The sequence below is a fragment of the Bacteroides bouchesdurhonensis genome, from assembly GCF_900155865.1.
GTDB lineage: Bacteria > Bacteroidota > Bacteroidia > Bacteroidales > Bacteroidaceae > Bacteroides > Bacteroides bouchesdurhonensis.
Genome location: NZ_LT707006.1, coordinates 2989424 through 3004750, shown reverse-complemented (window position 1 = coordinate 3004750; position 15327 = coordinate 2989424). Strand labels below are relative to the sequence as shown.

Sequence of the window (15327 nt, the reverse complement as noted above, 5' to 3'; positions counted from 1 at the left end):
CCCTTTATAACCCATGGGTCTTGTATATGAATAAAGAGCAAGATATTATACTCAAACTGAAAAGGAAGGCAATTGATCCTTCCTTTTCTTGGTTTATAGAGGACAAGGCGGATGGGAAAGCGGCTGTTGACTTCTCATTGAAACAAGGAGTAGTTGGGATCACTTCTGATCCGTATCGGCAAATGAGCGAGTCGATTGATTCTAAGTCTCTCTTTGAAAAGTACCAAAGAGATGGAGCTAAGCAAGGTATTTCGATAGTTAATTATTGTCAGATACATTGCATTGTCTATTCTCATTTTGAGCGTTGGTATAAGAAGTAATCTAAAGTGTTAAATTTGAAAATATCAACGAGGTTAAATCGCTGATATCTAATAGGAAGAAAGTAATTGAGTGTTTACATTAGGAAAAACAAAATTAAATTTGTTTCTTTGCAATAGACATGTGATTAAATCAATCAATTATAATGAATACAGCGGAAGTTATTAATATCTTAAAAAAATTCAAGATGGATTCTGCTCATAAATATGGGATAAAATCTCTTGGAATATTTGGTTCATTTGCACGTAATCAACAGGATGAAGCAAGTGATTTAGATGTATTTGTTTCATTGCAAGAATCGGATTTTTTTACTTTGGAAAAAATAAAAGAAGAATTGGAGCAATTGACGAACTTTAAAATTGATATAGTAAATTTTAGGGAAAACTTGCGTGATTCCTTTAAAAAAAACATATTAAAAGATGCGATCTATATCTAAACCTCATCACAAATCTTCATACGTAAGCACTCAATAACTTTTCAGTCTTCCTGGTGAATTCGTATAATTTGTATTTGTTGTTCCTGCACTAACTATGATAAACTCTTTCAGTTAATGGGGCAATCCCGTATTTTTTTGTAGCTTTGTGAAAACATTCAGATAGTTATGGAAGATTTAAAGAGATTATACCCTGTCGGTATACAGACTTTTTCGGAGATTCGTGAGGAAAATTACCTCTATATTGATAAGACAGAATACGTTTACCACATGACGCATTCTTCTCCTAAGTACCTATTTTTGAGTCGTCCGCGTCGTTTCGGTAAATCATTGTTAACTTCTACCATACATAGTTATTTTTCCGGTCGTAAGGACCTGTTTCAAGGTTTGGCGATGGAGAAACTGGAGAAGGAATGGATAGAGTATCCGGTGTTGCATTTTGATATGAGTACAGCAAAGCATGTGGATAAAGATCGGTTGGAAAGTCTTTTAGATTTTATGCTTACGGAATACGAACGTTCTTACAATATAAATAATATGGTGGGCGTGGATGCTAATTTACGATTAAACAATCTGATTAAACGTGCTTATGAGCAGACAGGACAAAAAGTCGTCGTTCTTATTGATGAATATGATGCCCCTTTACTAGATGTCGTGCATGAGCGTGAGAATCTGGATGTATTACGTAACGTAATGCGTAATTTTTATAGCCCTTTGAAAGCTTGTGACCCTTATTTGCGTTATGTCTTTTTGACTGGTATCACCAAATTCTCTCAGTTGAGTATATTCAGTGAACTGAATAATATTAAGAACATCAGTATGGATGCTCCTTATGCGGCAATATGCGGAATTACGGAAGAGGAGATACGTTCGCAAATGAAAGAAGATGTTCAGTCACTGGCAGATAATATGGATATTTCTTTTGAAGAAGCTTTGGAAAAGTTACAGGAGAATTATGATGGCTATCATTTTACTTATCCCTCTCCGGATATTTATAATCCTTTCAGCTTATTAAATGCCTTTGCCGATAAAAAGTTAAATTCTTATTGGTTCGGTAGCGGTACACCGACTTATTTGATAAAGATGTTGAATAAGTTTGGTGTGGAACCTTCTGGGATAGGTAGAATTTTTGCAGTAGCGGAGGAGTTTGATGCTCCTACTGAGATGATGACGAATATTACGCCTTTACTATACCAAAGCGGATATATCACAATAAAGGATTATGATAAAGAGTTGGATTTGTATACTTTGGATATTCCTAATAAGGAAGTAAGGATAGGGCTGATGAGAAGCCTGTTGCCTTATTATGTTACGAATAATACACGGGAGACGACAAATATGGTAGCGTTTATTTCCCGTGATATTCGCAATGGTGATATAGATGCGGCTTTACGTCGCTTGCAAACTTTCCTGTCTACGATTCCTCAATGTGATAACACCAAATATGAGGGACATTATCAACAGGTTTTCTATATCATTTTTAGCCTGCTGGGGTATTATGTGGACGTCGAAGTGCGTACTTCCCGCGGTCGTGTGGATATGGTGTTGCGCACCAAAACTACTTTATATATAATGGAATTGAAGCTAGACAAAGATGCGACAACTGCCATGGAACAGATTAATCTGAAGGATTACCCCGAACGTTTCGCTTTGTGTGGACTGCCGATAGTGAAAGTAGCTATTAATTTTGATAGTGAATGCTGTACGTTAAGTGATTGGATAATTGAGAATAATCAGGTGGTCTAAATAAATCTGAATAAGTGAAGGCGGCCAATTGGCCGCCTTCACCATATATACCAAAATATTAACTATAAATCCTCATACTCCTTCCTTGCATCAAAGCAGGGACAAGCCTTGTGTACATCTCCACTCAACTGATAATGCCCTACAATCTTAGCCTCGGGATACAACTGTTTCAATTCTCCCAGCACCCGCCGAAGCGTTTCGCGTTGTTGAGCCGTTCGTGTATCAGCCGGTTTCCCATCTTCATCCAATCCACCTTCATAACAAATAGCTAAACTGTGAAGATTGAAACCTAGTGCATGAGCTCCGATTTCACTCATGGGGCGAGTGTGATGTAGCATACCATCTTTAGTGACATAAAAATGATAACCAATGCATTTGAAGCCACGTTGCAGATGACATTGAAGCAATTGCTCTTCCGTAAAAGGAATGTTCACACGAGTAGCACTGCAATGCACGACGATATACTGAATACTTCGGGGAACATATTCCTCACTGTGAGGAAATTCTTTCAATTTTTTCATATGCTTACCTCACCGTCGTTAAAAATGTCCTACACACGACGTTACTCCCAGAGCAGATACAATAGAAGTAGCTACCGTAATGATAATTTGTAGAATTTGCTTCCAAATAGACTTTTTCATAATTTGATAATTTTGATTGAATATTACTTAATACATATACGCAACACACTGATTACTGAACTGAACAATCAGACTATTATAGTGTCGGGTCCGGAGATTCTCCACCATCATCCGGTTTTTTATCCGGTTCCGGATCAGCGGCTTCTTCACCTTCCTCTTTCTCCGCCTTGAACAGTGAATACTTCATTGCCTTACACATATCCTTGAGCATTTCTCCCGGATTGAAGCGTACACGTGATTTCTTGATACAAGTGGTCGCCTTGAACTCCTTAGCCGTCTCAGTGGCATTGCCTGTAACGATCGTTACACGGAAGCTACCCAGATCACCCATCTGAACGATATTCCCCAATTCCAACTGATTCTTGATTTCCAGTAAAAACTCGGTGATACAACCGTTAAGTTCGCCTATTGAATAGGATGAACGTTCGGAAATACGTTTGATTACTTCATCTGTACTTACTCTACGTGCACTACGTGCGATTGCGTAAAACTTAGCTCCATTTTGTGGCTTCAACGGATTTTTCCGCTCTACCACGACATACATCTGTGACATAAATAATTGATTTAAATTTTTAATTAAGAACACTAATTGGTAACCGATTACACAGCAAAGATACATCATCCGGATGGGGGAGTGGACGTCATTGAACGACATTGAACTATAGTCATATATATTGACTGAATAGCTTGCATTTTAGTGATAAAAACAGTAACTTTATAGCATTAAACAATAAAGATAGAGCCTCAATGGAAGAAGTGAAATTTTATGTGAGATGCTATGATAAAGTGGAATTGGCAAAGATGTATTTTCCAAAACTCAGTGATCCAGTATCAGTAGCGAAGCTACGCCGGTGGATGCGCAATTGCCTTCCTCTGATGGAAGAACTTACGGCAGTGGATTTTCATCCGAAACTGAAAATGTTCAGTGCAAGGGAAGTACGGTTAATCGTCCACTTCCTGGGGGAACCGGATGGATACAGGATGGAGCAATAGCAAACATAGAAAAAATGACCGCTTCTTTGGGTATGAAGATGCGGTCATTTTTCCATAAAGATACGGTCATTTGAACCAGATTGACCGCTTGATTTGGTTCAAACATACGGTCAATTGAACTCAATTCTACGGTCAATTGAATTCGAATATACAGTCATTTTTAAACATTCAAATTCTAAGAAGTGACAGTAGTGACGTTTTTTCACCCCGATATATTATTTATATATAGGAAAATAATTAATATTACTTTTTTCTTTATCTAAATAGAATATTTAATTTCTCCTTTATATATACTCCAAAAACTATAGTCACTAGTGTCACTTCGTCACAGATGTTTGATAATGAGTGATTTAGAATTGGATCTCTGTCTGGAACTCTTCCCATTCAGAAGCTTTAAGCCGTTGCCGCTCCTCGATTTCTTCTCTGGTAAGTTCCATCACCAGGAATCCCCTGATCTGGTTAGTACGAGTGTGCCGGAATCCCAGTTTGTCTAATGCTTGCCGAAGCTTGACACGGGAAAGAGGGTGTTTCAGTCCCAAATTGATAGTAAGCATGATTTGAGCTAATGAAAGAAGTTTAGGCGTTTCTCCGAGACGGGGAATGCGATAATGATCCATTAGAAGCTCTTCCTCAATATTAGGTTCCTTAAACAGCTTGTTATGTGCAACAACTTCTTGTGTTTCTTCATCGTCGAACCAGTACCGGAAATGAGAATGGAAAAGCGATATGGCTTGTGCATATAGACCTTCATAAGGAATCGATGATAAACGGGGACCATTGATGCTAAGTACATAGATGGAAAGCCAGCGACGGTTATCTCCTTCAGGCAGATAATAACGATTATTACCCGTAGCACAGAAAGAGCTGTTATGGGCACGGTATTCACGATTATGGGCGTATGGAGCACGAATATTTACGGTAGGCAGTGTAACACTGGCTTTGATCTGGTTCATGGTTTCCGCGCTCATGCTGTCTATCTCTTCCAGACAGATTAACATGAACTCAGAAATGGCGAGCAGGTCATCTTTCTGGGGAGAACTACCACTGATTTTAGCACAGAAATACATTCGCAAACAGGATGGGAGCAGTAGATTGAAGAAGGTGGTTTTATAAATACCTTCTTTACCGATGAAAGTCAGGATCTCGTGATTGATGATGTCAGGGTCGAGAATAGACCCTACTACTCCGACAAACCATTTTTTGAAAATCCATCGGAAATAAACGGGATCGTTTGTTTCTACAAGATCAGCGACTTGGGAAATATAGTCGGTCACCCCATCCCATTCGGGAAGGCTCTCTATATAACTCCGGAAAGGATGGTAACTGTCGATGTATTCAGAATTGAGGATACTGGTAAATATTCGGTTGGAGGTGTGGAGCCCGACTTTTTTGGCACGAAGCCAGAGGGTGTTTTCATCAATATCGGTCAGGGGGCGAAATTCTTTTTCATCCAGCATGTGAACTTCCCGACGGTGGTTGAACAGATTAAGACGAACTTTGGCTTGCGTATCTATATAATCTTCCAGTTCTTCTACAGATGCATAGTGAGATTCAGATCCTTTGTCTCCGGATGAGGAAGAAGAGGAGCGGGGCAAAGAGCGTTTTCCGTGTTCGCCGGTATGCAGATAAACAGAGTGGCAGATAGAAGTGACTTCCGAAGAATGATAGTCATTGAAGCGGTTGACTGCCCAATCGCAGGCTTCTTCTTCGCTGACGCCGAAGTCATTCATCAGGTAAAGAGCGGACGAAACGTACTCATTGTAGCGTCCTTCCGTATACTCTTTTCCCTGACGTGCCAGTTCGTCAAGCACAGTACTTTCCACCTGATTGACTGTGGCAGAATATATCTTTCGGGGACGTCCTACTTTTTTGGGTATTTTTGTTTTTTCTTTCTCTTTTTTTGAAGGGATTTCAATATGCATCACTTGTGCATCGGGATTGAAATATACATTCGGATCTTCGCACATTACGCTACATCGGGTATAATCCTTGCAGCGTGCATCCGTTGTGAAACCAAGGAGACGCGCAAAATATTCATTGCCTTGAACATAGGCATAAGGATGATCGGCAATGTCCGTTATGTCTGTCTGGTAAATGATGCGTATGCCTGTTCCGGAGATTGTGGTGTGGGCTAGTTCTACATAGGGATCTTTTCGAAGTAATTCCATTGCTGGAAAAATTGTTTCTATCAAAAGATCATCGAAATCGACCATACCGCGGCCTGTACCGCTGATGAAATTGCTAGTTCCATGTCCGGCGTTGCAAATCATGGATGGAGTGAAACACATGGCTTTTTGCTTTTCCCTGTCCAGGTCTTTCTTTAGGTGGGCGGAGGCAAAGTAATGACATTTCTCAGTGACGTCGTGCAGAGTACTGCCGGCGATCAGATGGAAAATATCTTCCATCGTAACAATTTCAGTGGTTTTACTTTTCATTCCTCCTCGGAATAGACTAATTTTGTTGTTGAATTCTAAAGCGTTCATTTTTTGATCGCATTTTAATAGTTAAAATGAAGCTGGTGTTTCCAGCTTTGCAGCGGCAAAATTAAAATGAAAAAAATTGTTCTTGTTACCGAAAATGGTAACAAGAACAAAATAAAATCATTAGATAAAATATAATTATGTAAAATCTTAAAAAAATGGAAACAGAAAAAGAAAAATTGTGTGATGAAATCCAAGTTATTAACAAAATGTTGTCGAACGATGGAAAATCTCATGTCGATAATCGCGAACTTCAGGCTGAGCTTCAGTTTGGCCCGGCTAAAGTGTGTGCTTTGATGCATGGAAAAAACAAGTCAGTAGAGAGTTATCGTCACTTTTATCTTTATTTGCTAGAATTCAGGGGGATAAAAGTAGAAGAGAGTAAAATTTTGGAGATGGTAATAGAAGCTATCGCTAAAAATGAAGAAATTGCAATCACCTTGGTCGATAAACGTACTCATAAACAAGTCGGAAAAAGCGAAATAGTTGTGCTACACGTAGATTAATTGCTTAAAATAAATGTTTTATTCGCAATTATGCTAACACAAAGATTTTTTTCTTTACTTTTGTCTATCTATTTAAAATGCTATGATACAGGTAATACAGTTAAAAGGAAAAGACAAACAACTATATCGGCTTTTGGCACCTTTGGTGATGGATCCGGAAGTGATACGTGCAAATAATAATTATCCGTTTAAGACGAACGATAATTTTGTGTGGTTCGTCGCTTTTGAGAACCGGGAAATCATCGGCTTTATTCCGGTGGAACAAAAGGGTGGGAAAAGAGCGGTAATCAATAATTATTATATAGCAGCGGAAGCCAAAAGACGGGATGAGATATTGTGTATGCTGTTGCCTGCTATAATGAAAGAGTTTGTATCTGAAGGTTGGATGCTCAACTCGGTGACATTGATACAAGATAAAGCGACTTTCGAAAAATTCGAATTTGCACCTGTTGACATGAAATGGACACGATATGTGAAAATGTTTAGATAACTGATTATGGGGAATAAGAAAATTGCAGGAACGAAAAATGTATATGAATTGGCGCAAGAGCGTCTGAGGATGATATTTAACGAATTTGATAATGTGTATGTATCTTTCTCAGGAGGTAAAGATAGCGGGATATTATTGAATATGTGCATTGATTATATTCGGCGGAACAATCTGAAAGTGCGTTTAAGCGTTTTTCATATGGATTATGAGATCCAGTATAAAATGACCATTGATTATGTAGACCGGATATTGGAAGCTAATAAAGATATTCTGGACGTATATCGTGTGTGTGTACCTTTCCGCGTATCAACTTGTACGTCAATGTATCAATCATTCTGGCGTCCTTGGGAAGAAAGCAAAAAGGATTTGTGGGTACGTCCTATGCCCAAAGGGGCTTTGACTAAGGATGATTTCCCTTTTTATAATACTACGATGTGGGATTATGAATTCCAAATGCGTTTTGCCCAATGGATACATGATAAAAAAGACGCAGTACGTACCTGCTGTCTGATTGGAATTCGTACACAAGAGAGTTTCAATCGCTGGAGGTGTATTTATATGAGCCGGAAATTCCAAATGTATCATAAATATAAGTGGACGTCGAAAGTGGGATGTGATATTTATAATGCATATCCTATTTTTGACTGGAAAACAACAGATGTCTGGACGGCTAATGGGAAATTCAAATGGGATTATAATACATTGTATGACCTTTATTATCGTGCCGGAGTAAATTTGGAACGTCAGCGTGTAGCGAGCCCGTTTATCAATGAAGCACAAGAGAGTCTGGCACTTTATCGGGTGCTCGACCCTAATACCTGGGGAAAAATGATCGGACGTGTCAATGGAGTGAACTTTACCGGTATGTATGGTGGTACGCACGCTATGGGATGGCAGTCTGTGAAACTGCCGGAGGGATATACCTGGCGTGAATTTATGTATTTCTTATTGTCTACCTTGCCGGAACGTGCGCGCAAGAATTATCTTCGGAAGTTGTCGGTGAGTGTAAACTTTTGGCGGACTAAGGGAGGCTGTCTGAGTGATGCGACGATTAAGAAGTTGATTGATGCCAAAGTGCCTATCATTGTGATGGATAACAGTAATTATAAAACCCTGAAGAAACCCGTACGTATGGAGTATCAGGAAGATATTGATATTCCGGAATTCCGGGAGATACCTACTTATAAACGGATGTGTATCTGTATTCTGAAGAATGATCATGCTTGTAAGTACATGGGATTCTCTCCGACAAAGGAAGAGATGAGTAAAAGAAGTCAAATTATGGAACAATATAGAATTATAGTATCATGAGTGTAGATAAAAGTCCGGTTTATGGGGTAAAAGCTGTACCTGTAGAGAAAGTATTTGCAAATGATTATAACCCCAATGTGGTTGCACCTCCTGAAATGAAGTTGCTGGAGTTGTCGATCTGGGAAGATGGATTTACAATGCCTTGTGTGTGCTATTATAATAAAGAGGAAGACCGTTACATCCTGGTGGATGGTTATCACCGCTATACGGTATTGAAAACTTCAAAGCGTATTTACCAACGCGAGAATGGCTTGCTTCCGATCGTAGTAATCGATAAGGATTTATCGAACCGAATGAGTTCAACGATCCGGCACAATCGTGCACGAGGAATGCATAATATCGAGTTGATGTGTCATATTGTTGCTGAATTGGATAAAGCTGGTATGTCCGATCAATGGATAATGAAAAACATAGGTATGGATCGTGACGAATTGTTACGCTTGAAGCAGATTTCCGGATTAGCAGACTTGTTTGCGAATCATGAATTTAGTATTCCAGATGAAGTGGCTCCTACAGAAACAGAAAGAAAATCATATTAATTTTGTATCCCTTTTTGCAATCAAGATCTGCCAACGAGAGTTGTTTCGGAAATCACAACTATTTTTGATTGTTTAATTTGCATATTAAGGGTAAAGTGGTTATATTTGTATTCAGTAAACAAAACAGAGAAGCTAAAAAGTAGTAAAAATGAAGAGAATATTGGTAAGCGGTGGGGCTGGTTTCATAGGTTCTCATCTTTGTACACGACTCATAAAGGAAGGTCATTATGTTATATGCTTGGATAACTTTTTCACAGGTTCTCAAGATAATATAAAGCACTTGATGAATGAGCCTAATTTTAGGTTAGTAGAACATGACGTAACCTTTCCTTTTTTTGCCGAAGTAGATGAAATCTATAATTTAGCTTGTCCGGCATCTCCCGTTCATTATCAATATGATCCGATTCAGACGACTAAAACGTCAGTATTGGGAACCTTTCATATGCTTGGATTGGCAAAGAAGGTGAATGCTAAGATGTTGCAGGCTTCTACCAGCGAAGTATATGGCGATCCGGCTATTCATCCACAACCTGAGAATTATTGGGGAAATGTGAATCCGATAGGTTACCGTTCTTGCTATGACGAAGGGAAACGTTGTGCGGAGACTTTATGTATGGATTATTTTCGCCAGAATAAAGTTCGCGTTAAAATAATCCGTATATTTAATACGTATGGACCGCGGATGTTGCCAAATGATGGACGTGTGGTATCCAATTTTATCACGCAAGCATTAAAAAATGAAGATATTACTATTTATGGAGATGGCAAGCAGACACGTAGTTTCCAGTATATAGATGACATGATTGAGGGGATGGTGAGAATGATGAATACCGAGGATGATTTTACAGGTCCTGTGAATATTGGAAATACACACGAATTCTCAATGCTTGAATTGGCAGAGAAAGTGATTCAATTAGTCGGATCTGCTTCGAAGATTGTTTTCAAGCCTTTACCACACGACGATCCGAGACAACGACAGCCGGATATATCATTGGCAAAGGAAAAGCTGGGATGGCAACCGACAATCGAATTAGAAGAAGGACTGCTACGTATGATTGAGTATTTTAAACAAATTTGACGTAATCTAAAAAAAAACGAAAATATGAATATGGAAATAAATCCGTCCGAATATAAGATCCTTATTGTGGATGACGTGATTTCGAATGTCCTTCTGTTGAAAGTGCTTTTGACAAATGAGAAATTCAATATTGTAACGGCAAACAATGGACAGCAAGCTTTGGAACAGGTTGAAAAAGAAAAACCGGATTTAGTATTGCTGGATGTCATGATGCCGGACATGAGTGGATTCGAGGTCGCCCTAAAAATGAAGGCAGATGCGGTAATGAGTGAAATTCCTATTATTTTCCTTACAGCATTGAATAGTACGGCAGATATTGTAAAGGGATTTCAGGTAGGGGGTAATGATTTTATCTCAAAGCCTTTCAACAAAGAAGAACTGATTATTCGTGTGACTCACCAGATTTCTTTGGTGGCTGCTAAACGGATTATTGTGGCACAAACAGAGGAATTACGAAGAACAATCATGGGACGTGATAAACTCTATTCTGTGATAGCACATGACTTGCGTTCACCAATGGGGTCAATCAAAATGGTACTGAATATGCTGATTTTGAACCTGCCGACTCAGACGATAGGTGACGAGATGTACGAACTACTTACGATGGCTAATCAGACGACGGAAGACGTATTTTCTCTGCTTGATAATTTATTGAAATGGACTAAAAGCCAAATCGGTAAGTTGAAAGTGGTTTATCAGGATATCAATCTGGTAGAAGTGATAGAAGGTGTGAGTGAGATCTTCAATATGGTAGCCGGATTGAAGCAGATAAAGATTGTACTTGACATTTCTTCAGACCGGGTAGAAGTAAGGGCTGACATTGATATGATAAAAACGGTCATCCGTAATTTGATCAGTAATGCTATTAAATTTAGTAATGAAGGAACTGAGATTGTGGTATCTGTGACAGAAGAAGATAGCATGGCAGTGGTTAGTGTGAAGGATTCCGGTTGTGGCATCGATGAAGAGAATCAGAAGAAATTGCTGCATACGGATACACACTTCAGTACTTTCGGTACGAATAATGAAGAAGGATCGGGACTGGGATTGTTACTTTGCAAGGATTTCGTGGTGAAGAATGGAGGTGATCTCTGGTTCACTTCGAAAGAAGGAGAAGGATCTACGTTTAGTTTCTCAGTGCCTTTGTTGCAGCGATAATTTCAAGATTTAAGATAGAAAGGACTATTTCTCAAGTCCTTAAGAGGAAAAAGAGGTTGTATCAAAATTGATAATGGTTATCATTTTGATACAACTTCTTTTTCTTATCCTCTCTTGCAGATTGATTTAAAATCGCAGAAACTGCATTTTTTGGTGTCTTCTGTTTGCGTAAAAGATTCCTTCTCATCATAGATTTCTTCCAATAATGTTTTTAGCCGTTCTTGAAACTCATCTTCGAAAAAAGCGAAATTATTGACAGGTATTTTGGTCTTTCGAGGTTCTCCCATTTCTATAACAGGGGAGTAGCTTTCAGAAGCAGCCCGATGGATATAAAGCAGTGCAGGAGCTACTTTCAGTGATTGCTGGCGGCTCATGATGGATGCGTACAAAAAAGTTTGGAAGATATAGTTAGGACGTGTTTCTGCCGGCGTAAACAGTTGCTCGATATTGATGGGAGTTTTAGGGCTTCCACCGGTTTTGTAGTCTACAATACGTAAGGTATCATCTTTAGAGTCTATACGGTCTATTGTTCCTCCGAGACGGATAGTTAATGGACCTTGTGCTGTCTGGATTTCCATCTTTTCTTCAACATCGCTTTCCATTGCTATCATTTCGAACGGGGCATATTGAAGATCATTTCTCAGTAATTGTTTTAGATAGGAAACTATCACTTTAGAGTTGATAAGCTGCACTCCATTATATTCGGGTTTCTCATCCAGAGGAACTTTGAAGAGTTCTTCCTTGAAAGCACGGTCTACATAGTCTTGTAATTTCACATCGTTGCGCAATAATTTTTCCAGATCGTCTTTTTGTACCGTTTGGCCGTTAGCTGTCAAATCTGTATAAACAAGTTGGGCAGAACGATGAAAGATGGTTCCGAACAGGGCGGAGTCAATATCGGCACTGACTTCTTCGGGAACTTTCAAGCGTGCTACATAGCGGTAATAGAATCTCAATCGGCAATCGAGGTAAGCATTGAGAGCCGAGGGAGACAGGAGCAGTGAGCGGGGGTTGGAACTGTCGTAAGTGTGATGTAAGCGTGCCAGCACTTCAGGAGTCTTTTCTATTCGAATATCTGTTGTACTTTGGGGAGACTGCCCTGCTTCTAAATATTCCATAGTAATTTCGTGAGGTCCTTCTACCAGAAATTGCAACATGAAACGTGAGCATTCTCCACGGTTCAGACCGTTGGAGGAAGTATTGTATAGTAAAGTGATATTTTCTGCCCGTTGAATGAGACGGTAGAAATAGTATGCGTATACTGCATTTTTATGTTCAATGGTGGTCATCCCGAAAGCTTTTCGCAGATTGTAGGGAATGAAAGAAGATTCGCCTCCCGATTTGGGTAATTGCCCTTCGTTAAGTGATAACATGATAAGGTTGCGGAAATCCAGATTACGTGTTTCCAGTACTCCCATGACTTGCATTCCGATAGCAGGTTCTCCATGAAATGGAATATTAGATACGGTCAGAACTTTCGTTATCAAACGTTTTAGAGTATCTGTGCGCACTTCCAGTTCACCACTTTCTATCAAACTATAAATGCGGTTTATTTTAGTGAAGCTCTGAAAAAGTGACTCCCGATAGAGTTGGTTGAAAATATCTTTGTATTCATTTTCCTGACGGTAGAGAACTGAGATGTCTTTGATCAATTCCGTAAGGTAGTTGCAAAGATCTTTAATTCCACTACGAGGAGTGAAAAGGTTTGCCAGAAAATCATCTTTCTTCAATTCTGAAGGAAATGGATAAAAGCGGTTCGTTTTTGTCAGTTCCCATTCCAATGATTCGGCTTGCACGGAGAGCTGGCGGGTATAGGGATGTTTTAGTATGGCGGAAACAGTTTCGTAGGTAAATCGTCCGGTGTCTGAGCGATAACCGTTGGTCTGTAATTCCATAGCTGCATTGATAAAACTATATACCGGAGTCTGCGCCAAGGGAAATCCCATAGTGATATTTACATTCTTCACTTCTTGCGGAATAGAGTGAAGGACGGGAAGGAGCAAGGCCTCGTTGCAGAGCACTACAGCATTTTCTTTTTCTTCATAATCGCCGGAAAAAGTGTTGCGTATCCATTCAGGCAAGAAACGTGCTTGTGCATTTTCGGTAGAAGTGGAGATATAACGTATCTTTTTAGGCTGTCGTAAAGAATCGAAATAACTTTCCGGAAGTTCATTTGGGAAATCTTTGAGGTTCTTTTTAATGAATTCGCCGGCCTCATGTTTTTTTATTTGCTGAGTATAGAAGAGGTCATAATCCCAATAGAACATTGCTTTGTCTGCATTCTTCAGCTTTATAAAAAGTTCCTTTTCGACTTTGTTCAGAACGTTGAAACCAACAAATATATATTTGTCGTATTTTAATCGGTCTGTATCCAGTTGTTCGATGACATTGCGATAGAGCATACCTTCGTAGGCAATGCCCAGTTCAGCCAGATTCTTACGATAATGATGATAGATTGTGCCCAGTTTATCCCATAAAGATATGAACTTTTCCTTCAATTCAGTACGTCGTTCAATGGAGAAGTTTTGAAAAAACTGTTTGATAGCTTCTTCTTGTTCTTTATCGAGGAAGTCGTAATCATCCATTAGATTTTTCAGATCTTGCAGGTTACTGAATAGTTTGTCTGCATTCACCATATTTTTGTCTACGTCGTCGAAATCACTAATCAGTAATTCTCCCCAAAAATAGAAATCATCCAATGTCTCTTGGCTTTGTGTCTCTTCCCGGAATACTTTATAAAGTTCACAGACCAGACGAATCGGGTCTCCTACTTTCTGTATGGACATTTTCTGAAACAGGTCGCTGATGCTCATAGCGGCAGGTGACCAAATAGGATGATCGGATTCACCGGCGAGATATTCGTTGAAGAATAGATTTGCACGTTTATTAGGGAAGACGAGTACTGTACGTGACAGGTCGTTTCCTATTTTAGAGTACAGGTCATGAGCGACTAGTTGGAGAAATGATTGCATATTATTATTAAAAAAATTATTCTTTATTGTAATTTGAACATAACGGGAATTGTATACTTAACAGCTACTTTGGTACCGTCTGCTAATTCTCCCGTTTTCCATTTTGGCATTAAGCCAACTATATCTCCTTGTATAATTTCATTATTCAGGAGCCACTTCCAGAACATCTTCTAGCTGTTTTTCAGGATTCACTTTTCCCATTACCGTTTCAACTTCGATTATTCCCGTAAGATCGGTTACCCTCGGTGCTTCCTTTTTGGAATTATTTCTTGGTTCTGCTAATATAGAATCTTTGTTTGATAAAGGTATATCTAAATCACCTTCGAGAATTTCTTCAGATAACGAGTCATTTACTACTGTTATGCTATCTTGTATAATTTCTTGTTCCGTTCCTTTATTAGCTTTATTTGTACAGGAGGATATCGCACCCATAGTAACTAATCCCGCTGATATACCCAGCACTGTGATTGCTTTACCTGCCAGTCTTTTTCTTTCCAACTGCTGTTCGAGATAACGTACCTCAGCTTCACACTTAGGGCAGGTACCCAAGCAGTCACCTTGATACTGGCATTCGGAAGTGATAAACTCAATATCATTCGCTTCGGCTATTTGTCGGCGGATCTCTTTCAAGATCTTACAAGTTTGCTTTCCTCTTTTCATGG

General features: G+C 39.2%; 15 protein-coding genes and 1 pseudogene. 10 read left to right on the top strand and 6 right to left on the bottom strand.

Translation table 11 applies throughout. The features are described 5' to 3' along the window. Positions 1–26 precede the first annotated feature (26 nt). The 3 genes from CZ225_RS12625 to CZ225_RS12615 all read left to right on the top strand — a co-directional run bounded on the left by CZ225_RS12625 (position 27) and on the right by CZ225_RS12615 (position 2497). The gene (locus CZ225_RS12625; RefSeq protein WP_077154331.1) at positions 27–320 is read left to right on the top strand and encodes a hypothetical protein; all 294 of its coding nucleotides are present in this window, start codon (positions 27–29) and stop codon (positions 318–320) included. 143 nt (positions 321–463) lie between these two features. After that, complete coding sequence (locus CZ225_RS12620) at positions 464–754, top strand: nucleotidyltransferase family protein (RefSeq protein WP_077154330.1); 291 nt, start codon at positions 464–466, stop codon at positions 752–754. A 165-nt stretch (positions 755–919) separates the two neighbouring features. Continuing rightward, positions 920–2497 carry an ATP-binding protein gene (locus tag CZ225_RS12615; protein ID WP_077154329.1) on the top strand — a complete coding sequence of 526 codons (1578 nt, stop codon included), beginning with the start codon at positions 920–922 and terminating at the stop codon, positions 2495–2497. A 62-nt stretch (positions 2498–2559) separates the two neighbouring features. Here the strand turns inward: CZ225_RS12615 and CZ225_RS12610 are convergent, their stop codons facing one another. From CZ225_RS12610 to CZ225_RS12605, 3 genes are all read right to left on the bottom strand, one after another. Further along, on the bottom strand, positions 2560–3018 hold the full coding sequence (locus CZ225_RS12610; RefSeq protein WP_077154328.1) for an N-acetylmuramoyl-L-alanine amidase: 459 nt from the start codon (positions 3016–3018) through the stop codon (positions 2560–2562). A gap of 18 nt (positions 3019–3036) precedes the next feature. Next, positions 3037–3138 (bottom strand): smalltalk protein, encoded by a 102-nt coding sequence (locus tag CZ225_RS23670; RefSeq protein WP_159441768.1) that lies wholly within the window; start codon positions 3136–3138, stop codon positions 3037–3039. Between the two features lie 76 nt (positions 3139–3214). Continuing rightward, complete coding sequence (locus CZ225_RS12605; RefSeq protein WP_077154327.1) at positions 3215–3691, bottom strand: HU family DNA-binding protein; 477 nt, start codon at positions 3689–3691, stop codon at positions 3215–3217. 194 nt (positions 3692–3885) lie between these two features. On the opposite strand from CZ225_RS12605, the gene CZ225_RS12600 reads away from it, so the two are divergent. After that, positions 3886–4131: a DUF4248 domain-containing protein gene (locus CZ225_RS12600; RefSeq protein ID WP_077154326.1), complete on the top strand. Its 246-nt coding sequence runs from the start codon at positions 3886–3888 to the stop codon at positions 4129–4131. A 350-nt stretch (positions 4132–4481) separates the two neighbouring features. Here CZ225_RS12600 and CZ225_RS12595 read toward each other — a convergent pair whose 3' ends face one another. Then, on the bottom strand, positions 4482–6614 hold the full coding sequence (locus CZ225_RS12595; protein ID WP_077154325.1) for a VapE domain-containing protein: 2133 nt from the start codon (positions 6612–6614) through the stop codon (positions 4482–4484). 155 nt (positions 6615–6769) lie between these two features. Here CZ225_RS12595 and CZ225_RS12590 point away from each other — a divergent pair, with 155 nt between their 5' ends. The 6 genes from CZ225_RS12590 to CZ225_RS23375 all read left to right on the top strand — a co-directional run bounded on the left by CZ225_RS12590 (position 6770) and on the right by CZ225_RS23375 (position 11693). After that, the gene (locus CZ225_RS12590) at positions 6770–7117 is read left to right on the top strand and encodes a hypothetical protein (RefSeq protein ID WP_077154324.1); all 348 of its coding nucleotides are present in this window, start codon (positions 6770–6772) and stop codon (positions 7115–7117) included. 82 nt (positions 7118–7199) lie between these two features. Then, the gene (locus CZ225_RS12585; RefSeq protein WP_077154323.1) at positions 7200–7607 is read left to right on the top strand and encodes a hypothetical protein; all 408 of its coding nucleotides are present in this window, start codon (positions 7200–7202) and stop codon (positions 7605–7607) included. Between the two features lie 6 nt (positions 7608–7613). After that, complete coding sequence (locus CZ225_RS12580; RefSeq protein WP_077154322.1) at positions 7614–8918, top strand: DUF3440 domain-containing protein; 1305 nt, start codon at positions 7614–7616, stop codon at positions 8916–8918. Then, the gene (locus CZ225_RS12575; protein ID WP_077154321.1) at positions 8915–9457 is read left to right on the top strand and encodes an IbrB-like domain-containing protein; all 543 of its coding nucleotides are present in this window, start codon (positions 8915–8917) and stop codon (positions 9455–9457) included. Before CZ225_RS12580 ends, CZ225_RS12575 begins: the two co-directional genes overlap by 4 nt. A gap of 148 nt (positions 9458–9605) precedes the next feature. Then, positions 9606–10535 (top strand): UDP-glucuronic acid decarboxylase family protein, encoded by a 930-nt coding sequence (locus tag CZ225_RS23380; protein ID WP_129585802.1) that lies wholly within the window; start codon positions 9606–9608, stop codon positions 10533–10535. Between the two features lie 24 nt (positions 10536–10559). Next, entirely contained in the window at positions 10560–11693 is a 1134-nt protein-coding gene (locus CZ225_RS23375; protein WP_129585801.1) for a hybrid sensor histidine kinase/response regulator, read from the top strand. Between the two features lie 104 nt (positions 11694–11797). Here CZ225_RS23375 and CZ225_RS12565 read toward each other — a convergent pair whose 3' ends face one another. Both CZ225_RS12565 and CZ225_RS24695 read right to left on the bottom strand, forming a co-directional pair. Then, positions 11798–14665, bottom strand: a complete 2868-nt coding sequence (locus CZ225_RS12565) for a PD-(D/E)XK nuclease family protein (RefSeq protein ID WP_077154320.1) — start codon at positions 14663–14665, stop codon at positions 11798–11800. 429 nt (positions 14666–15094) lie between these two features. Continuing rightward, a pseudogene (locus CZ225_RS24695) lies at positions 15095–15325 on the bottom strand (energy transducer TonB); the annotation flags it as partial. Positions 15326–15327 lie beyond the last annotated feature (2 nt).